This is a genomic window from Roseomonas gilardii (assembly GCF_001941945.1).
GTDB lineage: Bacteria > Pseudomonadota > Alphaproteobacteria > Acetobacterales > Acetobacteraceae > Roseomonas.
The window spans coordinates 2,720,373-2,742,182 of the sequence record NZ_CP015583.1 but is presented as its reverse complement, the minus strand read 5'-3'; the positions used below and the strand labels follow the sequence as shown (position 1 = coordinate 2,742,182).

General features: G+C 67.3%; 28 protein-coding genes and 2 pseudogenes. 14 read left to right on the top strand and 16 right to left on the bottom strand.

All coding sequences use genetic code 11. From position 1 onward, the window contains the following. Positions 1-392 precede the first annotated feature (392 nt). From RGI145_RS12590 to RGI145_RS26195, 15 genes and pseudogenes are all read right to left on the bottom strand, one after another. Positions 393-1,469: a tyrosine-type recombinase/integrase gene (locus RGI145_RS12590; RefSeq protein WP_083670659.1), complete on the bottom strand. Its 1,077-nt coding sequence runs from the start codon at positions 1,467-1,469 to the stop codon at positions 393-395. A gap of 71 nt (positions 1,470-1,540) precedes the next feature. Then, a pseudogene (locus tag RGI145_RS26200) lies at positions 1,541-1,630 on the bottom strand (hypothetical protein); the annotation flags it as partial. Beyond that, positions 1,623-1,961, bottom strand: coding sequence for a Lar family restriction alleviation protein (locus RGI145_RS12580; protein ID WP_075798625.1), 339 nt, complete (start codon positions 1,959-1,961; stop codon positions 1,623-1,625). The gene RGI145_RS12580 and the pseudogene RGI145_RS26200, both read right to left, overlap by 8 nt. Continuing rightward, entirely contained in the window at positions 1,954-2,214 is a 261-nt protein-coding gene (locus RGI145_RS12575; protein WP_075798624.1) for a type 1 periplasmic-binding domain-containing protein, read from the bottom strand. Before RGI145_RS12575 ends, RGI145_RS12580 begins: the two co-directional genes overlap by 8 nt. Beyond that, a complete protein-coding gene (locus tag RGI145_RS12570; RefSeq protein WP_075798623.1) occupies positions 2,207-2,404 on the bottom strand; it encodes a hypothetical protein in 198 nt (65 codons plus the stop codon). The genes RGI145_RS12575 and RGI145_RS12570 overlap by 8 nt, the downstream gene beginning before the upstream one ends. A 10-nt stretch (positions 2,405-2,414) precedes the next feature. Continuing rightward, positions 2,415-2,627 (bottom strand): annotated as a pseudogene (locus RGI145_RS24710) (ClpX C4-type zinc finger protein); the annotation flags it as partial. 167 nt (positions 2,628-2,794) lie between these two features. Next, the gene (locus tag RGI145_RS12560) at positions 2,795-3,529 is read right to left on the bottom strand and encodes a hypothetical protein (protein ID WP_075798622.1); all 735 of its coding nucleotides are present in this window, start codon (positions 3,527-3,529) and stop codon (positions 2,795-2,797) included. Next, positions 3,526-3,900 carry a hypothetical protein gene (locus RGI145_RS12555; RefSeq protein ID WP_075798621.1) on the bottom strand — a complete coding sequence of 125 codons (375 nt, stop codon included), beginning with the start codon at positions 3,898-3,900 and terminating at the stop codon, positions 3,526-3,528. The genes RGI145_RS12560 and RGI145_RS12555 overlap by 4 nt, the downstream gene beginning before the upstream one ends. Then, complete coding sequence (locus RGI145_RS12550) at positions 3,900-4,412, bottom strand: hypothetical protein (protein ID WP_156878517.1); 513 nt, start codon at positions 4,410-4,412, stop codon at positions 3,900-3,902. Before RGI145_RS12550 ends, RGI145_RS12555 begins: the two co-directional genes overlap by 1 nt. Beyond that, positions 4,409-5,743: a hypothetical protein gene (locus RGI145_RS12545; RefSeq protein ID WP_075798619.1), complete on the bottom strand. Its 1,335-nt coding sequence runs from the start codon at positions 5,741-5,743 to the stop codon at positions 4,409-4,411. Before RGI145_RS12545 ends, RGI145_RS12550 begins: the two co-directional genes overlap by 4 nt. Further along, complete coding sequence (locus RGI145_RS12540) at positions 5,743-5,952, bottom strand: hypothetical protein (protein WP_075798618.1); 210 nt, start codon at positions 5,950-5,952, stop codon at positions 5,743-5,745. Before RGI145_RS12540 ends, RGI145_RS12545 begins: the two co-directional genes overlap by 1 nt. Then, positions 5,952-6,263, bottom strand: a complete 312-nt coding sequence (locus RGI145_RS12535; protein ID WP_075798617.1) for a hypothetical protein — start codon at positions 6,261-6,263, stop codon at positions 5,952-5,954. The genes RGI145_RS12540 and RGI145_RS12535 overlap by 1 nt, the downstream gene beginning before the upstream one ends. Beyond that, the gene (locus RGI145_RS25090; RefSeq protein WP_156878516.1) at positions 6,263-6,421 is read right to left on the bottom strand and encodes a hypothetical protein; all 159 of its coding nucleotides are present in this window, start codon (positions 6,419-6,421) and stop codon (positions 6,263-6,265) included. Before RGI145_RS25090 ends, RGI145_RS12535 begins: the two co-directional genes overlap by 1 nt. Next, positions 6,421-6,603: a hypothetical protein gene (locus RGI145_RS25085; protein WP_156878515.1), complete on the bottom strand. Its 183-nt coding sequence runs from the start codon at positions 6,601-6,603 to the stop codon at positions 6,421-6,423. Before RGI145_RS25085 ends, RGI145_RS25090 begins: the two co-directional genes overlap by 1 nt. Before the next feature lie 72 nt (positions 6,604-6,675). Beyond that, entirely contained in the window at positions 6,676-7,383 is a 708-nt protein-coding gene (locus RGI145_RS26195) for a helix-turn-helix domain-containing protein (RefSeq protein ID WP_075798616.1), read from the bottom strand. 86 nt (positions 7,384-7,469) lie between these two features. On the opposite strand from RGI145_RS26195, the gene RGI145_RS12525 reads away from it, so the two are divergent. Further along, on the top strand, positions 7,470-7,730 hold the full coding sequence (locus RGI145_RS12525) for a helix-turn-helix domain-containing protein (protein ID WP_075798615.1): 261 nt from the start codon (positions 7,470-7,472) through the stop codon (positions 7,728-7,730). A gap of 88 nt (positions 7,731-7,818) precedes the next feature. Here the strand turns inward: RGI145_RS12525 and RGI145_RS12520 are convergent, their stop codons facing one another. Further along, positions 7,819-8,070 (bottom strand): hypothetical protein, encoded by a 252-nt coding sequence (locus RGI145_RS12520; protein WP_075798614.1) that lies wholly within the window; start codon positions 8,068-8,070, stop codon positions 7,819-7,821. Between the two features lie 87 nt (positions 8,071-8,157). Between RGI145_RS12520 and RGI145_RS12515 the strand changes: the two genes are divergently transcribed. The 13 genes from RGI145_RS12515 to RGI145_RS12455 all read left to right on the top strand — a co-directional run bounded on the left by RGI145_RS12515 (position 8,158) and on the right by RGI145_RS12455 (position 21,807). Beyond that, on the top strand, positions 8,158-8,595 hold the full coding sequence (locus tag RGI145_RS12515; RefSeq protein ID WP_156878514.1) for a hypothetical protein: 438 nt from the start codon (positions 8,158-8,160) through the stop codon (positions 8,593-8,595). Positions 8,596-8,956: 361 nt separating this feature from the next. Continuing rightward, positions 8,957-10,438: a DEAD/DEAH box helicase gene (locus tag RGI145_RS12510; RefSeq protein WP_075798612.1), complete on the top strand. Its 1,482-nt coding sequence runs from the start codon at positions 8,957-8,959 to the stop codon at positions 10,436-10,438. After that, the gene (locus tag RGI145_RS12505; protein ID WP_156878513.1) at positions 10,435-10,845 is read left to right on the top strand and encodes a VRR-NUC domain-containing protein; all 411 of its coding nucleotides are present in this window, start codon (positions 10,435-10,437) and stop codon (positions 10,843-10,845) included. Before RGI145_RS12510 ends, RGI145_RS12505 begins: the two co-directional genes overlap by 4 nt. Continuing rightward, entirely contained in the window at positions 10,842-13,433 is a 2,592-nt protein-coding gene (locus RGI145_RS24705; RefSeq protein WP_083670656.1) for a hypothetical protein, read from the top strand. The genes RGI145_RS12505 and RGI145_RS24705 overlap by 4 nt, the downstream gene beginning before the upstream one ends. Then, positions 13,430-13,882 carry a hypothetical protein gene (locus RGI145_RS25080; RefSeq protein ID WP_156878512.1) on the top strand — a complete coding sequence of 151 codons (453 nt, stop codon included), beginning with the start codon at positions 13,430-13,432 and terminating at the stop codon, positions 13,880-13,882. Before RGI145_RS24705 ends, RGI145_RS25080 begins: the two co-directional genes overlap by 4 nt. A gap of 455 nt (positions 13,883-14,337) precedes the next feature. Continuing rightward, positions 14,338-14,727, top strand: coding sequence for a hypothetical protein (locus tag RGI145_RS12490; protein WP_075798609.1), 390 nt, complete (start codon positions 14,338-14,340; stop codon positions 14,725-14,727). 102 nt (positions 14,728-14,829) lie between these two features. After that, positions 14,830-15,336 carry a terminase small subunit-like protein gene (locus RGI145_RS12485; RefSeq protein WP_208863870.1) on the top strand — a complete coding sequence of 169 codons (507 nt, stop codon included), beginning with the start codon at positions 14,830-14,832 and terminating at the stop codon, positions 15,334-15,336. Beyond that, on the top strand, positions 15,293-16,723 hold the full coding sequence (locus RGI145_RS12480) for a hypothetical protein (protein ID WP_083670653.1): 1,431 nt from the start codon (positions 15,293-15,295) through the stop codon (positions 16,721-16,723). The genes RGI145_RS12485 and RGI145_RS12480 overlap by 44 nt, the downstream gene beginning before the upstream one ends. Positions 16,724-16,738: 15 nt before the next feature. Next, positions 16,739-18,952: a portal protein gene (locus RGI145_RS12475; protein WP_075798607.1), complete on the top strand. Its 2,214-nt coding sequence runs from the start codon at positions 16,739-16,741 to the stop codon at positions 18,950-18,952. Between the two features lie 77 nt (positions 18,953-19,029). Then, the gene (locus RGI145_RS12470; protein ID WP_075798606.1) at positions 19,030-19,365 is read left to right on the top strand and encodes a hypothetical protein; all 336 of its coding nucleotides are present in this window, start codon (positions 19,030-19,032) and stop codon (positions 19,363-19,365) included. Positions 19,366-19,376: 11 nt separating this feature from the next. After that, positions 19,377-20,204 (top strand): hypothetical protein, encoded by an 828-nt coding sequence (locus RGI145_RS12465; RefSeq protein WP_075798605.1) that lies wholly within the window; start codon positions 19,377-19,379, stop codon positions 20,202-20,204. Positions 20,205-20,356: 152 nt separating this feature from the next. Beyond that, positions 20,357-21,457 (top strand): phage capsid family protein, encoded by a 1,101-nt coding sequence (locus RGI145_RS12460; protein WP_237183291.1) that lies wholly within the window; start codon positions 20,357-20,359, stop codon positions 21,455-21,457. 11 nt (positions 21,458-21,468) lie between these two features. Further along, positions 21,469-21,807, top strand: coding sequence for a hypothetical protein (locus tag RGI145_RS12455; RefSeq protein WP_075798603.1), 339 nt, complete (start codon positions 21,469-21,471; stop codon positions 21,805-21,807). The last annotated feature ends 3 nt before the right edge of the window (positions 21,808-21,810 follow it).

Here is a 21,810-nt window from a genome sequence, read left to right as displayed (position 1 = left end):
GTCCCTGGAGAGGGGCCAGGTTCCGCGAAGCCGACGAGATGGGCGCGAATGCGCGAGGATGGTCCCACGCCCGCCCAGATCCAAAGGCCGAAGCCACCCTATCGGCGGTAGCCCGTCATCCCCACCGCTGTCCTGACAGCTTGAGGGGGGCGGCATAAGCCGTGGAGGGAGGCCTCGTATAATGCACGAGGAAACCGCTTCCGAAACAGTCCGGGAATATCAGGGGAAAACCGTGGTGCTGCTGGAGAGATTCGAACTCTCGACCTCTCCCTTACCAAGGGACGGAGCGCGCTCCTTATCCAGCGAAATCAACACGCTGTCACTGTCCACGCTGTAAACAGAATACGATCAAACCGAGCATATACCGGGAACGCTGACCTAGGCTTCCTAGGTCAGTCGCGGTGGCCATCCAGGGCATGCGCTGCGGCGCGCAGATGGTCCGGATGATGGTGGGCGTAGATCTTTTCGACCATCGCCACGCTGTTCCCCAGGAAGGCCGCGATCTCCTCGAAGGACCGGCCGGCCTGCGCCATCCAGGTGGCCGCCGTGTGCCGTAGGACGTGCGGCGTCACCCCTGTCAGGTCCGCCTTCCGGGCGGCGCTCTGGAAGGCCTTCTTGAGGCTGCCGATCCGCTCCCCGCGCCATTCCAGGACAAACTCCGGGGCGTGATGCCCCGCCCTCCGGGCCGCCTCCCGCTCCGCCCATGCCTCCTCCAGCAGCGGTCGCAGGGTCCGGGCGATAGGCACCACGGCGCGGCGCTTGTTCCCGACGCCACGGCCCAGGGCGATAAGACCGGCGCCGAGCTGCACCTGGTCCCAGCGCAATTCCGTCAGCGCGCCGTGCCGGGCCGCGGTGTACAGCGCCAGGGCGACGAAGAGCTTGATGTGCGGCTGCTCGCAATGCCGCATCAGACGATCGGCCTCCTCCCGGGTCAGCCATCGGTCGCGCGGCGGTGGCGCGCTGGGCACTTCGATGTGCGGGGCCTCGGGGATCATCTTGTCTTCGACGGCCCAGCGAAGCGCGGCGCGCAGGGTGACCAGCTCCCGGATCAGGGTGCCGTTGCTGAGCAAGGCGGGGGTCTTCCGGTGCTTCGCCGGGGCGCCGCCGCGGCCCATCTTCCGCCGCTCCCGCATGTAGAAGCGGACCCGCTCCTTGTTCAGCAGGTTGACCGGCAGGTCCCCCAGCACGCCGGCCAACTGCCGGCAGGAATAGACGATGGTCTGGCTGGCGACCTTGCCCTCCTTGTCCAGCCGGTAGGCCTCCAGCACCTCCCCCACGGTCGGGAACTCCGGCCGGGGAGGGGCGGCCAGGGTGGCCTTGAAGCTGGCTAGGAAGCGCCGCGCCTCCGCAAGACTGTCAGTGCGGCAAGAGACCCTTTGGGTAGCCCCGTTCTCCCACCACTGGACGTAATAGCGGCCGCCTCGGACAGCGAGGCTGTAGGTCGGGCTCTCTGCTCTCGGGCGGGCCATGAACTCTTCTCGTAGGCTTCGATTTCGGAGGTGCGGAACCGGAGGAGGCTCCCGATCTTGACGGTCGGGATCTCCCCTCGGGCAGCGAGGTTGTAGACGTGCTGGCGAGAGCAGGCCCAACGGGCGGCCAGCGCCGGCACGGTCAGGAACTGCTCAGCCATCGCGGCCCACCACTTCACGCAGGACGCGCTTGATCCTCTCGAACCGCTCGTGGGAGATCGAGATGAAGGTGGATTGCTTCGGCAGGGCCGGGTCGATCCGGATCTGATCGAGATCCCGCAGGAGGACGGCAATCTCGGCTGCCTGTTCCCGGCCGATCACCAGCACCGTCACGTCATTCCAGGCGGCAATGGCTTCGGCTTCGGTGGCGCACTCTGGGCCGTGGTTGCCGCAGTCGCCGCAGGACACGCAGAATGCGTCGATGACGCTGAGTACCTGCGGCGCCCAGTCACCGCAGAAAGGGCAGTCCTGGGGCTTGGTCAGGTCAGCCACAACCACCTCCCATCCGCCGCCGGATCGCTGCGGCGATGGCCTTCGCGCCGTGGTGCTGGGCGCTGTGGATCGTGCCATCCATCTGGCAGCGCGCGGACAGGCTCAGCGCCTCCGGGCTGGCATCGGATCGCATCAAGAGAGGGTCGAGCAGCACGGTGTCCCCGGCCGACCGGATGGCGTCTTCGGCCGCCAAGTCCGCGATGGTGGCCGCGACCTCCAGGCCGCGCAGGAATTCGGGGTGGAGGTCAGCCATTGTGGTGTGCCCAGATGGCGAGCCCGATGGACACGCCGAGGAAAATCCCCCAGCCGAAGTCCCCGGATATCGCGAGTGCGGCGGCAGTGCCGGCGAAAATCACAGCCAGCACGCAACCCGTGACCGCGCCGATCCGGGCGACCTGGATGTTCACGTTCCACTGGCGCGACACGGGGTCAGGATCAGCCATTTTCGCCGTCCTTCTCCTTGATGGCGGACACGCACAGATCCACGCACTCGTCGCAGATGTTGACGCCCGGACCCGCCATCAACCGCCGCGCCTCATGCTGGCTCTTGCCGCAGAAGGAGCAGTAGAGGGTGTTGCCCCTCTTGGGCGCCGCCTGACCCTCAGCATTGCTGAGGGTATGCTTCTCGGGTGCGGCTGCGACTGCCGGCGCCTCCTCCAGCGCCATGGCGATCCGTTCGATGGTCTGGGCGATGATGCCCATGGTCCCGGAGCGCACCACAAGCTGGCTCCGCTCGATATGATCGTCCGTGAGGAGCCGGTCCTTCTGGGCCAGGTTGTGCTTGATCTCCCGCCGGAGGCGCGCCGCCTCCATCTGGAACACGGTGGCGAGGCTCATCGCGTGACGCTCCCCAGCCAGCTCGGCACGTCGGGATGGACGTGGGAGACCAGCCGCGCGGCGCGGCGATAGTCCGGGCGCTTCTCGATCCAGTCGGCCACCCAGGTCTTGCGGTGTGGCAGAAGCCAGGACCGGCCGGCGTCGCGCCAGGGCTGGTGTTCCGCCAGGGCGTAGAACGCCGCCTGCTCCAAGCAGTCGATCTCCGTTTCCCCCAGCAACTCCAGTACGCCTGCGATGATGAGGCCCAGCGCGAGACCTCCGAGCGCCTTGGGCATGTTCCCCAGGACAGGCAACTGATTGCCCAGGAACCCCATCAGGTACTCCGACCGCTCATACCAGCGGCGGCGGTCCAGCAGGTCGTTCGCGATGGCGTCGGCGCAGTCGCGGACGCTGAACCCGTCCCGGTTCGAGAACGGCCCGTCCCGGTCGGTCGGCATCGTGCTGTAGACCGGGGCCACCGCCGGAATGATGCTGCGGCGCGGGACCTTCTGGCCGCCGAACTCGCTGATGAAGTCCAGCGGCATGCCGCCATGCTCCCTGGCGGCTTTGCCGGCAGCCTCGATGAACGCGCGACGCTTGGCCGGATCGTGGATGCCGCCCATCAGCGCGCAGGCTTCCAGGCCGACCGCGAAGCTGTCCTCGTCGTCCTCCCGGGCGTCCGGGTTCCGGTGGACCTCGACCTCGATGCCATAGGGGGTGTGGAGAGTGCCGAAGGGCTCTGGCGTGGTCATGCCTGGGCACTCCCCTGCATGGTGCGGAACGCGGCCGCCAGCACCAGCTTCACCTTGTCCCGGAGCGGCTTGTCAGTCCTGGGCTCGTTGGCATTGGCCCAGAGGAGCGCGCGCTCCCCGGCGTCCACCATCGCCTCGGTCACCTTGGGTTGCTCGTTCTCCCGCAGGGCCTCCAGCCCCATCACCAGGAGCCGGTGGAAATCCCGCTCCACCAGAAGCACCCCTTCCGTGCTGGTGTTGAGCCAGATCTGGGTCAGGTCTTCGTTGTCCAGCGTCGCGATCAGCTTCTCGACGGTCCCGTTTGCCAGGGCGCGTTCCAGCAGCACGTCGTCGGGATAGTAGGGGTCGGGGTCCATGTGGATCTCGGGCATCAGATGCCGTCCTCCTGACGCCAGTTGTGGCCGAGCAATGGGCAGAGCGCGGAGTGCATCATAGCCACCGCTCCCGGCTGTTCGCAGATGCATTCGCAGATGTCGCAGGCGAACCGGGCGCCATCGGGGTCCTTCTTCCGGCGCGCTTCGGAGGCCTGCACCACGAACAGGCTGTGCAGGTAGTCCAGTGCCCTGTCGCTGATGGCGATCAGGCCCAGGTCGCCCTCCGGGTCTTCGCGGGCGCCATCGAAGGCATCCGCGGCCAGGATATCGCTCATGTGCCGTAGAAGCGCCTCGTCGGTGATGACGGGCTCCAGCACCCTCTCGATGTGCTGAGACAGGGTCCATTCCCCCACCGCCTGCAACGAGACCACATCAGCCTGATGCTGACGCGACCAGCGTGCGGCATCGGCGACCACGATCTTTGCTTCGGCCGAGCCGAGGTGGATAGCGGCGTTGAGCAGTTCCTCCGCCGAAAGCGGAGGGGTGTTCATTGCGAAGGGGTGGGTCACAGGATTTCCCCCTCCGCCGGGTGGTTCATCGCATGCGCGCCAAAGCTAAGGGCGCGGGTGCCGAGGTCGTCGTCTTTCACCCCGGTCAGGCGGGACAGCCCGGCCAGCGCAGCACAGAGCTGGTCCACGGCTTCGGATAATTCTTCCTCCACGGCTGGGGTGAGTTTGAAGCCAGTGAGATTGTTGATCTCGCTGCCGATGCAGCGGAGACGGAGTACGGCCTCCGTCACGGTTGTTGCGGGAGTTGCCCGGATCAGCGCCTCCAGCGCCTCCTCTTGTGCGTAGACGCGATTACGGGCGGCATCGTGAGTACGCCGCTTACCGGAATTCGGCTCAGCCTCAGTCGCCAGCCCATCGTGACGGTTATACTGGACGCTGAGTTCGCGCATGCGATGGGCCATCGTCGTAATCGACAGGCCCGGCGCCGTGGTTTCGTGAGACTGCGGCGCAGCGACAACCTCCGGCGTCCCGAACAGCCGCAGCAGGTCGTTCACCAGATCCCAGGACCAAGTTGCGGCCATCGTGCCGTCCGGGTTCTCGGTGCCGTCCTTGTTGGCGGCCTCGGCCTTCGCGGCGTGCGCCTTCGCCAGCATCCCGGAGATGCTCTTCGGCTCGAAGTCGCTGATGGCGTCGCGGCTCTGCTCGTAGGCCTTCCAGAGCGGGTCCTTCTCCAACTCCAGATCGCCGCCGTGCAGGTTGTATGCCTTGATGTAGGCGGGATGCAGGTGGCATGTCCGGATCAGATCGGTGTCCGCCGCCGCCGCGGTGGCCGGCGACCACAGGCACTCGTGGGCCGTCATCAGCGCGGACCAGATGTACTGGTTCACGTTGGCCCGCTCGATCACGTCGTCCTCGATCCGCGCGGCCATCAGCTTGAACAGCGTCTGGGCCTGATCCGCCGTCTCGGGGCGCAGCCCGGCGATACGCTCCAGCACCTTCGCCTCGGCCAGTACCCACCGGTCCGTCCAGTCGTTGTCCTCTTCGAGGGGGTACGGCGCGCGGGTCGGGTCCGGATCGTTCAGCCGGTCCAGTTCGATCAGGCAGGACATGAGGTCCGGCAGCGCGGTTGCCGTGTCCACCGCCTGGATTACCGCCGCGAGACGCGGGATCGGGTCCCACCGAGGGACAGGAAACAGCGGCGCGTCAGGCGCCACAGCGCCGGGCTGCATGGCGAAATCGGGGTTCACCGCGCCGTCCAGCGCCGGCTCGACCGGCGGCGCGACGGGCTGGGCCATCTTCTTCGCCCGGCCGCCGCGCTTGCCGGTGGCGGGCTGCTTGCTGGTCGGGGGAGGGCGCACCCCTCCCCGATCACGCAGGTTCTGGGTGCGCATCAGGCCTGATCCCCCAGATCCATCGCGTCCTGCATCGCGTCGAAGCGAGCGATGGCGCCGATCGCGTGATCCAACTCTTCCTGCGTGGCCGACATGTTGAACTGAGCGCGCTCCGTGAGCGTTCGCAGGGCCTCGACGGCTTCCTCCCACTGGGCGAACAGCACGTCGATCTCCTGGTCCGGGCTGATCCGGGAAGCGGGCGCGCCCATCAGCCGACATCCTCCGGCTGCTCGACCATCTCCGGCACGATCTGCGCTGGGTCGATGGTCGCCAGCAGAACCAGCGTGCGCGGGCTCTGCATGAAGGCGTGGATCACGTAGCCGTAGGTCCCGGCGGAAGCGCGGATGAAGTCAGGGGACCGCGCGTCCCGCTCCAGACCGTCTGCCGTCCGGCTCATCGAGGCGGCGACGTTCTCGGCCCCCTCGGCATGAGGGTTCAGCTTCGCCACCGCTGCGGCGACGGCGCCGAAGTCCTGGCGCAGCACGTTGAAGATGGCGGGGTGGGTGACGGACAGACCCATTACCGGGGCACTCCCACGAACACGGCCGCCGCCAGGGCGCCGATGGTGAACATCTCGATCGCGAGCAGGATCTGGGACGGGGTGACGCGGCGCGCGGCCTCGATGGCGGCGGCGACGGCGCTGGCCAGGACCGTGCTGGCCGGGAAGGTCGGGGCCATCAGCGGGTCGCCTCGATCCAGGCGGTGATGGCGAGGGCGCTGGCATGCCCCTCACGCTCGGCTGCCAGGGCGCAGTTCGACGCGCTGCCGGCATTAAGGTTGCCGATTGGAGCGGAGGATGATCGCGGTGGTGCGCCGAGGTGCGTGATGCTGCGGATGGCAGCTAGTGCGGCGGTAGGCATGAAGGCCTCCTGGGGTGGACAACCCCAGGAATGCCAAAATGGGTTTACCCTGTCAATGCCAAAATGGGGTTATCAGTCCCGGATCACCTGCGAAGATGCCCATCCCGGGGGTAAGCCCATCGCTTCTCGCCAGGGGACGATCCGAGAATGGGCGGCATACGAGTAAGGTGCATCGCTTTCAAAGGGCGGATACGCCTCCCCATAGTGCGCGATGAGATACTCGTCGGTCGGCTGTTCGTCGCGAGCGATCTGGAAAAGCCCGTAGTCATCGCGCTGTGGCGGTCTCGTTAGTTCGACAAAAATAGGGTCATCCAAGTGGAACCGATCGTTTTCTGGAAGGGACGAATGGTCTAGAGCACTTATAACTATGAGATTTGGGACCATTAGTATTGGACCCTGTAGTGGAAGAACTCCCTCCGGATGTGCCGTAATTCGAATTAGTCGTGGGTCGTTCTTACTGTTTCTTGCGCTGTAGAAAGGTACATGACCGAACGGGCGGGCTCGGCCAGACGGCTTTCCCATAAGAACAGGAAGCCGCACCGTTTCGAGCGGGAGTGCGTATAAGTTGCGATCTGATGCGGTCGCACCGCCAAGAAGCGCTTCTGTTGTTGTCCCGAATGCCTGTGCGATGCGCTCAAGCCAATCGACGGTCAGGCGCCTGTCTCCTTTCTCTAGGCGGTCCACCTGCGACTGGGATGTCCCCAACTTCTCGGCGAGAGCTGCCTGCGACCATCCTCGCTCCTGTCTTAGGGCGCGGATCGTGTTTTGCGGTGTCTTCATGGTCAATCTATGCCGCTAAGGATTTGGGTTGGCTAACACCAAAACGGTGTTGACGATTAACCCCGAAATGGCATATCCCTGGGGTTATGAACCTCCAGAGCTTTCTCGTGGCCGAGAAACTCACTGAAAGTGCGTTCGCGGCCCTCGTCGGCGTTTCCCAGGGTACCATCAACCGGTACGCCCGCGGGCTGCGCTTTCCTCGCCCAAAGCATATGGAAGCGATCGAGCGGGTGACCCAAGGTAGGGTCACTGCCGCCGATATGTTCCGGTTCTGGCGAAGCAACTCGGCGACCGAACGTCGAGCCAGCTCGCCCGTCGGATCAGCCCAGCACCGGCTCGCCGGCTGACCTCGGATGATCGACTTCTCCGACATCGAGGTGGATCTGCTGGCCGATGCCATCGAGGTCTGCCCCATCGATCCCTGGCGCGTCCGCATCAGGCCTGGCCGCCTGTTGAAGACGACAGGTCCAGGGAGTGGGCCAGGGCGGTCACGATACGCCTCGCGAAGTCCTGGGCCGCCGGGTCCGGGTGATGCGGCTGCTTCGTCCGAAGCAGGGTCGCAATAGCTCCGGGGCGCACCGCGCCCGCCTCCTCAATCGCATGGATTACCGCAGCCATGGTCAGCATCACTGCTGTGGCCTGGGCCTCGTATGCCTGCTGGGCCGTCAGGGTCTTCTTCTCCGACATCGCTATCTCCTTTGGTCTCGGTGAGACCCTTAATGCCCCGCCTGGGGCGCGTTGTGTTGCGTGTCGCTCGCACGCGGTTGCGCGTCCATGAGGGCGACCGCCGAAGCCATCGCGGCGGAGATGACCGCGATCATCCAGGAAGCGGTCATGGCCTCCCGCGCCGTCCAGGGGGACCTCAAGAGGGCCATCCCGGACGTGGCGCGGCGCTACCGCCTGACCGAGCGCCGGGTCCAGTCCTACTGGTGGTCCCAGGTGAAGGTCGTGCCCGCGCACGAGCGGGAACTGATCCTGCGGGCGCGGGAGAAGGACCTGATGGTCCGCGCCTCGCAGCAGGAACTGGCCCTGGCCAGGACACGAGCAGCCCTTGAACGACAGAGGAGCGCCGATGCGGATACTCGCAGCGCGCATGCTGGAGGCCCTGGCCTCTGGGCTCATCTCGGCCTCCAGCGCCGGAAACCGGGTCGCGCAGCGGCTGCTGGCGATGGCGGCGGGGCTCAGATCCCCCTGAATTTCGGGTGCCCCTGATGCAGGCCGCACCTCATCCCACACTGTGGAAGTGGCCGCGGAACACCTCCGCCGCCTCAAATCGCGCCCGGGTCATCACACGGGGCGAGTGGTGGAAAGCGCGCCGCGCTGGCGCGCTAAATGTGCCTGAGGGGCACATTACCTCTGGCGAACCTCCCCACCCTGGGGAGGGGGCCGCACAGTCAGCGGACCCTCAGCCCGCCGTGCGATGCCGGACCTGCCAGTGGCCGATGTGGGGAGACAGCGATCCGGTCCCGCGGCCGCCCCTGTTCTGCGGCGAGGCCGTGCCGGGGAGGGGGCCGTACTGCGAGGCCCATCATCGACGCGCCTACTCCCGCCGTCCGGTCAAGGCGCTCGCGGAATGAGCGCCGCCCTCCAGATCCCGCGCATCACGCCGGGCGCCATCCTCGGGCCGGCGACCAGCCTCCGCGGCTACCAGTCCGAGATGGTCGGGAATATCCAGGTCGAGTTCCGGAACGATATCCGTCGCGTGCTGGCGGTGTTGGCAACGGGCGGCGGCAAGACCCGGATCTTCGCCTACACTACGGCCGCCACCGCGGCCCGTGGCAAGCGCGTGCTGATCTTGGCGCACCGGAAGGAGCTGATCCGGCAGGCCAGCGAGAAGCTGCGCGAGGCAGGGGTGCCGCAGCATGGCATCGTCTCCCCCGACTTTCCCATGACGAACGACCCGGTGCAGGTGGCATCGGTCCAGACGCTGGCGCGACGGCTCGGGCAGCCGGGCCTGGAGCACTTCGACCTGATCATCGCCGACGAGGCGCACCACGCCGTCGCCGGCCAGTGGAAGACGATCCTGGAGGCCTACCCGAAGGCCTTCGTGCTGGGCGTTACCGCGACACCGGAGCGGGGCGACGGGAAGGGCCTGGGCGTCGAGGCGGGCGGCATCTTCGAGCGGATGGTCACTGGCCCCAGCATCGGGTGGCTGATCGAGCAGGGTTATCTGTGCCCATCGGTCGTCTACGCGCCGCAGCAGGGTGGTCCTGACCTGTCCGGCGTCCGGACCATGGGCGGCGACTTCGAAGCCGCCGCGCTGGCGGAGGCGATGGACCGCCCGTCCATCACGGGCGATGCGGTCGAGCACTATCGGCGCCTGGCGTCCGGACGGCCGGCGGTGGCGTTCTGCGCCTCGGTCTACCATGCCGAGAAGGTGGCCGAGGCATTCCGCGCCGCCGGGTTCCGAGCACGCGCCGCCTCCGGGAAGACCCCGGCCGAGGAGCGGGACGCCGCGATCAACGGGCTGGCGACCGGCGCCGTCGAGGTGCTGTGCAGTTGCGACCTGATCAGCGAGGGCCTGGACGTGCCAGCCGTCGCCTGCGTGATCCTGCTGCGGCCGACCCAGAGCGTGGGGCTGTTCATGCAGCAGATCGGGCGGGGGATGCGCCCCGCTCCCGGCAAGAACCACCTCATCATCCTGGACCATGCCGGCAACACCCTGCGTCACGGCATGCCGGACGAAGCGCGGGAATGGAGCCTTGCCGGGCGCAAGAAGAAGAAGGGCAAGCCGCCCACCTTCGCCATCAAGCAGTGCCCGCACTGCTTCGCCATGCACCGGCCGGCGCCGAAATGCCCGGAGTGCGGACACATCTACGAGACGCAGGTCCGCGAGGTCGAGGAGGTTGCCGGCGAGCTGGTGGCCCTGACGCCGGAGCGCCTTGCCGAGATGCGCGACACTCCGACCAGGGATTTGCTGCGGCCGGGGATATCGCTGGACGAGCTGCGGCTGATCCAGCGCGTCAAACAGTACAAGCCAGGCTGGATCTATTTCGTCCAGCGCGAACTGCGAGCCGAGGCCGAGGCCAAGGCGCAGAGGGGGATGATGCCTTGAGAGAGAACGATGTCATGCCCCGGGTGCTGCTGGCGCTCGGCAGGCGGGCGGATGTGCGCATGTTCCGCAACACCTGCGGTGTCGGCTGGACCGGACAGGTGGTGCAGGAGGACCGCGCCACGGGGATGGTGCTCCTGCAGAACGCCCGCCGGGTGCAGTTCGGCCTCGCGCCGGGCAGCTCCGACCTGATCGGGGTGCAGGCGGTGCTGATCACCCCGGAGATGGTCGGCCAGACCATCGGGCGGTTCACCGCGGTGGAGACCAAGGGCGCGAAGACCCGCGTCGAGGCCCACCAGATCGCATTCATCGAGACCATGAGGCGCTTCGGGGCCGTGGGCGGCATCGCCCGCTCGGCTGACGAGGCGCTGGCTCTCCTGACCACCACCAGCAACCAGGGGGCCGCATGAGGGCCGCGCCGTTCGTCACGATCGAACAGCTATCCATCTACCCGCAATGGGTGGCGTGGCAGGAGGAGCTTCGCCAGGGGCAGGAAGAGCCCACGAAGACGCCGTACAGTCCGGTCAAATGGGGGCGGGCGAAGGCGGACGATCCGCAGACCTGGGGGACGCGGGCGCAGGCGCTGGAGCGGCTGGAGCGGCTGCCGAAGCCCTATGCCGCATACGGCGTCGGCCTGGAGTTCGCGCCGTTGGAGGTGCCAGGCATGGCGCACCTGGCGCTGAGTGGGGTGGATCTGGACTGCTGCCGCGACAAGGAGACCGGCAGGATCGAGGAATGGGCGTGGGAGGTGATCCGGCGCTTCAACTCGTACACGGAAGTCTCCCCGTCCGGCACGGGCGTGAAGACGTTCTTCCTGCACGTCACGGCGGACTGGCCGCTGATCGAACCGGCGCTGGGACCGACCTCGAAGAACGGCCGGCAGTTCAAGCGCGGCACTGGCCGGCACCCGCCAGCGATCGAACTCTACCTGCGCGCCCGGTACTTCGCCGTGACCGGCGAGCGGCTGGACGAGATCACGAACGAGATCCGCGTGGTCCCGACCGACGATATCCTGTGGGTGATCCAGGATGCCGGCCCCGCCTTCAAGGCGGGCGGCACGCGGCCGGAAGAGACCATCGACATGGGCTTCGACATCCCGCCCGGCGGGGTGTTCGAGGACCAGCCACCGCCGGGTGGCGACGATCTGATGGACCGGCTGGCCGCGGCGATGAAGCGCCGGAAGAAGGTGGCCGCGCGCTGGAACGGCAACACCGAAGGCCTGGAGGACACCAGCCGGTCCGGCATGGACATGTCCATGATGGCCATGCTCCGGCGGGTCGGGTTCAAGTTCGAGGAGTGCAAGACCATCCTGCTGCGCTGGCCCCACGGGGCCGGCAGCACAAAGGCCGGCGACGATCGCTACTGGCTGCGGATGTGGGAGCGCGGCGCCAAGCCGGAGGACATGGCGCGTGCCGAGACCCGCGCGAACATGCCGGTGATCCGGGTGGTGAAGGGGAGCCTGTCGCACATCGTGGATCAGGCCGAGCAGGCCCTCATCCAGGCCGGGCTCGGGCTCTACCAGCGCGGGTCCATGCTGGTCCGGCCCGGCATCGCACGCCTCAGCGCGGCCAAGGACGAGATGACCGAGGCACAGGAGGCGATGGCGCTGGGCGAGATGGCCATGGTGGAGGCCATGACCACGGCGGCGGTCTGGGAGAAGTGGGACGGCCGCACCGACGACTGGGTAGTGGCGGACGCGCCGAAGGACATCGCCCGGATCTACATGCAGCGCGTCGGACGCTGGCGGCTGCCGGTGCTGGCGGGGATCATCGCCTCGCCGACCATCCGCAAGGACGGGTCGATCCTGGCGACCGAAGGGTATGACGCCAAGACCGGGCTGCTCCTGGAGTTCCGGGGGCAGACGTTCCCCCCGGTGCCGGATCGCCCCACGCCGCAGCAGGCCGAGGCGGCGTTGCAGGTGCTGATCCACCTGATCCAGACCTTCCCCTTCGAGAAGCCGTCCCACCGCTCAGTCATGCTCTCGGCCATCCTGACGGCGGTGGCGCGCCGGTCGATGGACACGGCGCCCCTGCACGGCTTCTCGGCGCACACGGCCGGCTCCGGCAAGTCCATGCTGGTGAACATCGCCTCGATGATCGCCACCGGCCAGAAGGCCCCCGTGATCGCGCAGGGGGACAAGCCCGAGGAGTTCGAGAAGCGGCTGGTCTCGATGCTGCGGCAGGCCAACGCGATCATCTCGATCGACAACGTGAACCACGTTCTCGACGGCGACCTGCTGAACCAGATGCTGACCGAGCCGGTAGTGCGCGGCCGCATCCTGGGCGTGTCGGAGGCGCCCCAGCTCATCAGCAACGCCTTTGTCGCGGCCACGGGCAACAACCTGGTGCTGGGCGGGGACATGACCCGGCGCAGCCTGCTCTGCGTCATCGACCCTGGGGTGGAGCGGCCGGAGCACCGGGAATTTGCCCAGGACCCGATCGCGCTGATCCGGGCAGACCGGGGGCGCTACGTCGCTGCGGCGCTGACCATTCTGCGGGCCTATTTCGTGGCTGGGCGCCCGCCCAAGAACAAGCCCCTGGGCTCCTTCGTGGAGTGGAGCCGCATGGTTCGGGACGCCCTGTGCTGGCTGGGAGAGGCCGATCCGGTGGAGACGGTCGAGGAGGTGCGCGCCGCCGATCCGAGGCTGGAACGGCTGGTCGCGGTGCTGGAACAGTGGTCAGGTGTGATCGGGACAGCGGAGGTTTCGACCGAGAACGTAATTCAGCACGCAACATCCCAGCAAACCGCCACCGACCCGGAATGGATTAAAACGAGGCGGGAAGGTTCACCGCCAAAGATGGAATTCCGGCATCCTGAGTTTCGAGCCGCATTGCTCCGCGTCGGTGGCGAGCGTGGCGCAATCGATAGCGAAAAGCTCGGGAAATGGCTGCGCTCGAATAAGGGGCGTGTGGCGAACGGATTTCGCATCGACAACGTGGCGCCTCCGAAAAAGCAGGCGCGATGGAAACTGGAAATCATCAAGGAGGATCAGAAATGATCAGCGAAGAGACTGTCACCTGCTGGCGCGCCGGAAAGGGTTTTGAAACAGTCGATAAGCCGTCCTGGTGGCAGGACGAGTGGAACCGGATATGGCCGGGAGGACTGGAAACGAAATCCCCGGGACCGGATATGACTTTCGGTGAACCCAGATCCCATGGATTGCGGGCTTTTATCCTCACGGAGGAACGCGGCTGGCTCGTGGATTTCGATAATATCGATCGGTACCTAAGCGTCTGGTGCCCCGACAACGCAGCCTATCTCGACCTGATCACTTCGCGCGCTGCGGCCTGGCTGCGCATCGGCGAGATGACCACGGTTGAAAGCAGCCTGGAAAAGATCGCCAATACCGTGATCGGCTATGCGCGCTATGGCCAGGGCACGCACAACGACCGGGACGGGGAGCAGAACTGGATCGACCGGAAGAAGTTCAGCAGCCAAGGGAGCTAGTATGTTTCGTTAACGTACAGATGGGGGGGATAGGGGGGATAAACTGTGATTTGTACTCTACGCCTAGGAAGTGTCAGACGAATAATTTCATACACGTAACGAACATGCTCGTTTGACACTTTCTAGAGGGTGAGGTGAAGAACCCCCTCTATCCCTACTATCCCCCCCACTGTGGGAAATCCCCACAGTGCTTCGCCCCGACGGGACAGCATAAATCCGAGCGAATTCAATGTTCTGGTCTCTTGAGCCGAAACCCCGCCGATAGTTCTGGACAGCGTTTCCGGGATATGGATAGGGCTGGAATGGCGAACCGTTCCTCAGCTTTATCAGTCAGCTATCAGCGGCAGGTGGATGTTCGGGACTACGGTCCCGCCATCCGGATGAGGGAGAAGGGGGCTCCGCAGAACCCTCGTGATGTGGTGGTCTCCGCTGGGCCTGATCCCGATGATCCGAAGGTGCAGGTCCAACGGGCCAAGCGGCTGGTCCAGTACGAGGCGATGCACGAGCGCGGCACCATCTCGGGCGCTCACCTGGAGGTCTGCGAACGGTATCTGGCCGAGGCAGAGGCCGCATCGGGCTCTCGGGACCGTCCTACCGTCCCCTGTGGCCGTCTGCCGCCCTGGATGCAGGGTCACCCCACGGAACGGCAGGTGAGGGCCACGGTTGATCTCCGCAGCGCGCGTGCTGCTATCGGGCTGAACGGCCGGGCGCTGATGGACCTGCTGGTGATCGAGAACCTATCGGTCAGCACCATCGCCGAGCGGCGGTACGAGGACCGCAAATCCACCCTGGGCCAGATCCTGGCCACGCTGACCCGGCTTGCGGAGCATTGGGACATCCCTTGACGGCTGGGCCAGCCAAGGCTATCTGATCATTACTTTGCATAGTTGCGCCCATGGCCCCGCTGGCTTCCGCCGGACGGGGCTTTTTCATGCCTGGAGCCTGCCGTGACCGGCCGTCCGTCGAGCTACACCCCAGAGCTTGCTGCGGAGATCTGCCGGCGTATCAGCGAGGGCGAGAGCCTCAAGCGCGTTTGCGGTGATGAGGGGATGCCCGCGAGGTCCACGGTCCAGCTCTGGATCATCAACGACACGTCGGGCTTTTCGGGCATGTACGCGCGGGCGCGCGAGGCTCAGGCGCATGCCTGGGCAGATGAGATCCTGGACGTGGCGGAGGACGGCTCCAACGACTGGATGGAGCGGACGGGCAAGGATGACGCCCCCGGCTACGTCCTGAACGGCGAGCACGTCCAGCGGTCCCGCCTCCGGGTCGATACCCGCAAGTGGCTGATGAGCAAGATGCTGCCGAAGGTCTACGGCGAGAAGCTGGAGGTCGAGGCGACGGTCAAGCAGGCCACCCTGACGGACGAGCCCCTGAACGAAGATGACTGGTCCAAGCGATACGGCCCCGGTGGCGTGGCGGCCTCAGGCGGGTCCGCAGAAGGCGCTGGTTGACTGCCCGTTCCCGGAGATCCTGTTCGGTGGAGCGCGCGGCGGCGGGAAGACTGATGGCGTCCTGGGCAAGTTCGGCCTCAAGGAGCGGCGCTACGGCCGGGGCTTCAACGCGGTGTTCTTCCGCCGGGAGATGCCGCAGGCGGACGATCTGATCGAGCGGGCGAAGGAAATCTACCTGCCTTGCGGCGCCGAATGGCGGGAGCAGAGCAAGACCTTCATCATGCCCCATGGCGGGCGGGTGCGCTTCCGGCCGCTGGAGAACGTGCAGGACGCGGCGAAGTACCAGGGCCAGAACCTGAGCGATGCCGCGGTGGAAGAGGCCGGTAACTACGCCAGCCCGGCGCCCATCGACATGCTGTTCGGCGCCTTGCGGTCGAAGTCCGGGACGCCGATCCAGCTCATCCTGACGGCCAACCCCGGCGGCGCTGGGCAGCACTGGCTCCGGGCGCGGTTCATCGAGCCGGCCCCCCTGGGCATGACGCCCATCCAGCGGTTCCGGGCGGACGGGACGCCGCTCAAGCACCGGGCGATGTACATCCCGTCCCGGCTGACCGACAACCGGCTGCTGCTGGCGGCGGATCCCGAATACGAGGACCGTCTGCACCTCGCGGGCTCCCCGGAGCTGGTGCGCGCCTGGCTGAACGGCGACTGGAGCGTGGTGGCGGGTGCGTTCTTCCCCGAATGGGGGCAGCGCCACGTCATCGCGCCGGTCGAACTGCCGCAGGACTGGGAGCGGTTCCGGTCCTTCGACTGGGGTAGCGCCAAGCCGTTCTCGGTGGGCTGGTGGGCAGTGTCCGATGGCAGCCTGCCGCAGTTCCCGCGCGGGGCGCTGATCCGCTACCGCGAGTGGTACGGCATGGTGCCTGGGCAGCCGAACACGGGCCTGAAGATGACCGCCGAGGCGGTGGCTGCCGGCATCCGGGAGCGCGAGCAGGGCGACCTGCGGCAGGGCGAGACCATGCTGGGCGTGGCCGATCCGGCGATCTTCACGCAGGACGGCGGCCCGTCAATCGCGGAGCGGATGAACGCCGCGGCCGGGGTGATCTGGCGGCGGGCGGACAACAAGCGGGTGCCTGGCGCTGGCGCGATGGGTGGCTGGGATCAGGTCCGGTCCCGCCTCATCGGCGAGGACGGGCGCCCGATGCTCTATGTGTTCAGCACCTGCGTGGATCTGATCCGGACCCTGCCGGCGCTCCAGCACGACAAGAGCCGGGCCGAGGACGTGGATACGGACGGCGAGGACCATGCGGCCGACGAAGCCCGATACGCCTGCATGAGCAGGCCCTTCGTCCGGAACGTCCGGCCGCCCCCGCAGAAGCGGGACACCTGGGCGCGGGCGTTCTCGATGGCTGATGACGACGATGGCGGAGACTGGCGCACCGCATAGCGAGAGGGAGGGGTTATGTCTGGATCGGGCCTGAGCCGCTTCCTGGCGATGCACAACGAGGGCTCGCCGGTCGAGCGGAAGCAGTCTGGCCGGGGTCAGGTGGCGCGGGAGGGCGATCCGAACCCGGAGACGCCCGGCACCCGGATCATGATCGGCGCCAGCAAGAGCAAGCCCGGCGACGCGCTGGCCACCTTCCTGGCCATGGACGACATGGGCTCGCCCTACGAGATGCAGCGCCGCGGCATGACGCAGGCGGAGGCCGAGGGCGTCGAGGGCGAGATCCTGGGGCGCGACGGCCGGGCGGTCTATCCGGGCGACCTGGACGAAACGCACACCAAGCTGGTCGGCTACTTCGAGGAGGCCGAGCGGAACAGCGACAGCGCCCGGCGGGCGGCCGAGCGGGATCGCGATTACTTCGATGACAAGCAGTGGACCGCGAAGGAGATGGAGGCCCTGCGCAAGCGCGGCCAGCCGGACCTGACGATCAACTACGTCAAGCGCAAGGTCGAGCTGCTGTCGGGCCTGGAGCGCCGCAGCCGCACCGATCCGAAGGCCTTTCCGCGCACCCCAACCGAAGAGGACCGGGCCGACGCCGCGACCCAGAGCCTGCGCTACGTGGCGGATGCCACGCACTTCGGGCAGGTGCGGTCGGACGTGTACCAGAACATGCTGATCGAGGGCTTCGGCGGCTGCGAGATCGGGCTGGAGGATGACGGCAAGGGCGGGGCGGAGATCACCCTCACGCACGTCCCCTGGGACCGGCTGTTCCACGACCCGCATTCCCGCCGTGCCGACTTCTCGGACGCTCGCTATCTGGGCATCGTGATCTGGATGGACCGGGACCAGCTCCTGGAGATGTTCCCGAACGCGGATGAGGTGGTCGCGGAGACCTTCGCGCCGTCCTCCGGCACCTACGAGGACAAGCCCGGGCACGTCGCGTGGCAAGACAACCAGCGCAAGCGCAGCCGGATCGTGCAGGTCTACTGGCTGGAGGGCGGCGACTGGTGGGGCGCCACCATCAGCCGCGCCGGGTTCCTGTCGGAGCCGCAGCGGTCGCCCTTCAAGGATCACCGCGGGCGTAGCACCTGCCCCCTGCGGCTGCGCAGTGCCTATGTTGACCGGGAGAACAACCGCTACGGTGCTGCCCGGACGCTGATCGGGCTCCAGGACGAGATCAACAAGCGGCGCTCCAAGGCGCTGCACCTGCTGAGCGTGAACCGGATCATCGCCGAGAAGGGCGCTGTCCAGGATGTGGATCGCGCGCGGCGCGAGGTGGCGCGGCCGGACGGGTATATCGAGGTTGCGCCGCAGATGCGGTTCGAGGTGGCGCCGGCTGGCGATCTCTCGGCTGGGCAATTCCAGCTTCTCCAGCACGCGACCCAGGAGATGCAGGCCTCCGGGCCGAACGCCTCCATGGCCGGCAATGACCCGCGCGATCTGTCTGGCAAGGCCATCATGGCGCAGCAGGCCGGTGGGGCGGCGCAGAATGAGCCCCTGGCCGATGCCCTGCGGCAGTGGTCGCGCGAGGTCTACGAGGTCGTGTGGCAGGCGATCCGGGAGTTCTGGACCGGCGAGAAGTGGCTGCGCGTCACCGACGACATGGGCAAGCTCCAGTGGGTCGGGCTGAACCATCGCGTCACGCTCCAGGAGGAGCTGGCGAAGATGCCGGAGGATCAGCGGGCCATGGCCATGCAGCGGATGATGCTGCAGCCAGGCGATCCGCGCCTGATGCAGGTGATCCGGATCGAGAACGAGGTGTCCGACCTGGAGGTGGATATCACGATCGAGGAAGGGCCGGACAGCCCGTCGATGCAGGCCGAGCAGTTCCAGCAACTCACGCAGCTCGCGGGCGCGCTCCCCCCGGGCACCATCCCGCCGGACGTAATCATCGCGGCCTCGTCCCTGCGGAACAAGGAACAGCTCCTCGATATGCTCAAGCAGCAGCGCGAGGCGCAGGCCCAGCAGCAGCAGGCCCAGGCGCCGATCGCGCAGGCGCATGCGGTGGCCGAGGTCCGGCAGAAGGATGCCCAGGCCCAGGCCAACGAAGCGCTGGCGGCCGAGCGCCGGGCGAAGGCTGTACACCAGGTCGCGCAGACGCACCGCACCGCCGCCGAGAGCCCTGCCGTCCCGGTGGGTCCTGTCGGTCCGGACGGTCAGCCGATCCTGCCGGGCCAGATGCGGGTCGCGTATCCCGCGCCCGCCCAAGAGATGGGCGCTCCGCTCCAGTAGCGGGCGCCATCGGTGCCGCCGACCGCAACGGGCGCAGGGCCGTCGCCGGGCCATACCGGGCGTGATGGAGAACCACAGTGCAGAACATGATGGGCCTCGCGGCGACCCCGCGTGACTACCAGAACACGTTCAACCCGTCGTCGCTCGGGCAGCCTCAGCCGACCGAGCCGCCGGCATTCGCGCATCTGTCGATGCGTCTCGCGAAGGTAATCGACCGGCTGCGGGACACCAATCTCGCGAACATGCAGACGGCGGATCGTCTGTTCGGTCCCCGTGGCGACGGCAAGTGCGATGCGTCCTCGCGTCCGCCGGTTCCGGAGGGCGAGATCGCTGCGCTGCACGATCAGGTGGATCAGTTCATCCGGCAGGTCGAACTGGCCGAAGACCTCCAGCGCCGCTTCCAGGCGCTCTGAGGGAGGCGACGATGGCAACACTGGACGACTTCCTGGCCAGCGAGGCCGAGGAGGAACAGGGCACCGCGCCCGCGGCGCAGCCTGCGGCGGATGCTGTGCCTCCGGCCGCTGAGGGCGAGGCTCAGCCGGGCGCAGAGGCGCAGGCCCCCACCGATGCACCGGAGGGCGAGCAGCAGGCCACCCGCGACGGTCGCACGGTGCCGCTGAGCGCCCTGGAGGGCGAGCGGCGCCAGCGGCAGGACTGGAAGGAAAAGGCCCTCAAGGCGGACGGTGAGATTGCCGAGCTGCGCCGCCAGTTGGAGGAGGCCCGCAAGGCGCCCCCGCAGCAGGTCCAGCAGCCGGCGGCGGCGCAGGATCTGGCGTGGATCGACCCCCGCGAAGACCCCGTGGGTTACCACGAGCGCGTCCAGGCAAAGATCTTGGACGGCCATCTGAACATAAGCGAGGCCATGCTGCGGCAGACGGTGAATGACGATGCCGCGGTAGACGAGGCGGTCGCCATTTTCAAGCAGGCGGCCGAGCAGAACCCGGGCCTGTGGAACGAGCTGTACAGCCAGCGGCATCCCTACGGCTGGATGTTCAAGAAGTTCGAGGCTCTGCGGGTGCAGCGCGAGATGGGGGACGACCCCGCCGCGTACCGCGCCCGGATGGAGGCCGAGATCCGGGCCAAGATCGAAGAGGAATTTCGGGGAGGAGGGCAGGGCGGCGCGGCGCCGCAGCAGCCCGTCAGCCCCGTGGCCGGCCGCGCTCCGTCGCTGGCTGGCGTCCGCAGCGCCGCGGCACGATCCGCGCCTGTGATCAGCGGCCCAACGCCGCTGGGTGACATCTTCGCCCGCTGAGAGGCGGGCGGCACTACCGCGTGAACCCGTCGCCGGGGTTAACGGGCGTCTTCGCGGGCCATCCCGGCGTCACAGGGATCGGAAGCCGTCGCCGGGCATGCCGGGCGTGATCCCCCGAAAATCACACCCATAGGAGCCACATCGTGGCCGACATGAACATCACCCCGGCCCGCCCGGGGCTTACCCCTGTCCAGTGGGACAACAAGTTCTTCACGGAGTACGTCCGGAAGAACCAGTTTGCCCGCTACATGGGCACCTCCATGAACGACATGATCCAGGTGAAGGAGGATCTGACCCGCAAGCCGGGCGATCGCGTGAACTTCTCCGCGGTGCGTCGTCTGGTGGGCGCTGGCGTGACCGGCAACCAGATCCTGGAGGGCAACGAGGAGCTGCTGAACGCCCGCTCGATGCAGCTCTCGGTCAACGTCTTCCGGCACGGCGTCGCGGTCTCGGACTGGGACGAGCAGAAGAGCGTCATCGACCTGCGCGAGGCCGCCAAGGACGCGCTCCAGGTCTGGTCGCTGGAGAAGATGCGCGCGGACATCATCCTGGCGCTGTCCTCCATCACGGGCGACGGCTACACCTCCGTGCCGTTCGCCTCGGCCACCGCCACCCAGCGGAACTACTGGCTGGCGAACAACGCCGATCGCGTGCTGTTCGGCAACTCCAAGGCGAACGGCTCGTCCAACGTGATGGCCACCGCCCTGGCGACCATCAACGCCACCACGGGCAAGCTGACCGGCGCGACGCTCAAGCTGGCGAAGCGCCTGGCGAAGAACGCCAACCCCCGCCTGCGGCCGATCACGGTCAAGCAGGACGAGGAGTGGTGGATCTTCTTCGCGAACAGCGACCAGTTCCGCGACCTGTCGGAAGACCCGAACGTCATCGACGCGCAGATGTTCGCGGCCAACCGCGGTGCCGACAACCCGCTCTTCACGGGCGGCGACCTGATCTACAGCGGCATCATCATCCGGGAGATCCCGGAGCTGCCGAAGATCACGGGCGCGGGTGCGAGCGGCATCGACGTGGCGGCCGGCTACCTGTGCGGTGCGCAGGCTCTGGGCGCTGCCTGGGCGCAGCGGTCGAAGACCACCACCAACGTGCGCGACTACGGATACATGCACGGCGTGGGCATCCAGGAGATCCGCGGCATCGACAAGCTGCGGTTCGGCAAGGACGCCACCACCGATGCCACGGCGCCCGTGGACAACGGCGTCTTCACCGTCTTCAGCGCGTCGGTCGCCGACGCATAAGGGAGGCTGACATGTCCGAAGAGAAGACCCCCACCGCCCCCGGGAACCCGTCCCGGGGGGCACAGGTGGTGCTGGCCGGCGAAGCCCAGACGGCCGCCCGTGGCGGCGTCGGTGGCGACATCGAGACCAACACCCTGCACAAGCGTGCCCTGGAGGTCCGCGGCGAGCAGGCGGACGGCTCCACGCCGGACGGTTCGACCCTGACCGGCGAGCCGCCCCCGGACGTGGTGGTCCGCGAGGTCGAGCCGCTGGCGGAAAGTTCCGCCAATGCGGCGGCCGCGCCCGCCACCGACGCTGAGAAGGCCGAGACCAAGGCCTCCAGCAAGAAGACGACCAGCAAGAAGGACTGACGG

Excerpts from the sequence above, each read along its gene's own strand:
- RGI145_RS12590 (WP_083670659.1), bottom strand. The coding sequence starts at position 1,469 with ATGGCCCGCCCGAGAGCAGAGAGCCCGACCTACAGCCTCGCTGTCCGA.
- RGI145_RS12575 (WP_075798624.1), bottom strand. The coding sequence starts at position 2,214 with ATGGCTGACCTCCACCCCGAATTCCTGCGCGGCCTGGAGGTCGCGGCC.
- RGI145_RS12570 (WP_075798623.1), bottom strand. The coding sequence starts at position 2,404 with ATGGCTGATCCTGACCCCGTGTCGCGCCAGTGGAACGTGAACATCCAG.
- RGI145_RS12560 (WP_075798622.1), bottom strand. The coding sequence starts at position 3,529 with ATGACCACGCCAGAGCCCTTCGGCACTCTCCACACCCCCTATGGCATC.
- RGI145_RS12555 (WP_075798621.1), bottom strand. The coding sequence starts at position 3,900 with ATGCCCGAGATCCACATGGACCCCGACCCCTACTATCCCGACGACGTG.
- RGI145_RS12545 (WP_075798619.1), bottom strand. The coding sequence starts at position 5,743 with ATGCGCACCCAGAACCTGCGTGATCGGGGAGGGGTGCGCCCTCCCCCG.
- RGI145_RS12540 (WP_075798618.1), bottom strand. The coding sequence starts at position 5,952 with ATGGGCGCGCCCGCTTCCCGGATCAGCCCGGACCAGGAGATCGACGTG.
- RGI145_RS12535 (WP_075798617.1), bottom strand. The coding sequence starts at position 6,263 with ATGGGTCTGTCCGTCACCCACCCCGCCATCTTCAACGTGCTGCGCCAG.
- RGI145_RS25090 (WP_156878516.1), bottom strand. The coding sequence starts at position 6,421 with ATGGCCCCGACCTTCCCGGCCAGCACGGTCCTGGCCAGCGCCGTCGCC.
- RGI145_RS25085 (WP_156878515.1), bottom strand. The coding sequence starts at position 6,603 with ATGCCTACCGCCGCACTAGCTGCCATCCGCAGCATCACGCACCTCGGC.
- RGI145_RS26195 (WP_075798616.1), bottom strand. The coding sequence starts at position 7,383 with ATGAAGACACCGCAAAACACGATCCGCGCCCTAAGACAGGAGCGAGGA.
- RGI145_RS12525 (WP_075798615.1), top strand. The coding sequence starts at position 7,470 with ATGAACCTCCAGAGCTTTCTCGTGGCCGAGAAACTCACTGAAAGTGCG.
- RGI145_RS12520 (WP_075798614.1), bottom strand. The coding sequence starts at position 8,070 with ATGTCGGAGAAGAAGACCCTGACGGCCCAGCAGGCATACGAGGCCCAG.
- RGI145_RS12515 (WP_156878514.1), top strand. The coding sequence starts at position 8,158 with ATGAGGGCGACCGCCGAAGCCATCGCGGCGGAGATGACCGCGATCATC.
- RGI145_RS12510 (WP_075798612.1), top strand. The coding sequence starts at position 8,957 with ATGAGCGCCGCCCTCCAGATCCCGCGCATCACGCCGGGCGCCATCCTC.
- RGI145_RS24705 (WP_083670656.1), top strand. The coding sequence starts at position 10,842 with ATGAGGGCCGCGCCGTTCGTCACGATCGAACAGCTATCCATCTACCCG.
- RGI145_RS25080 (WP_156878512.1), top strand. The coding sequence starts at position 13,430 with ATGATCAGCGAAGAGACTGTCACCTGCTGGCGCGCCGGAAAGGGTTTT.
- RGI145_RS12475 (WP_075798607.1), top strand. The coding sequence starts at position 16,739 with ATGTCTGGATCGGGCCTGAGCCGCTTCCTGGCGATGCACAACGAGGGC.
- RGI145_RS12465 (WP_075798605.1), top strand. The coding sequence starts at position 19,377 with ATGGCAACACTGGACGACTTCCTGGCCAGCGAGGCCGAGGAGGAACAG.
- RGI145_RS12460 (WP_237183291.1), top strand. The coding sequence starts at position 20,357 with ATGAACATCACCCCGGCCCGCCCGGGGCTTACCCCTGTCCAGTGGGAC.
- RGI145_RS12455 (WP_075798603.1), top strand. The coding sequence starts at position 21,469 with ATGTCCGAAGAGAAGACCCCCACCGCCCCCGGGAACCCGTCCCGGGGG.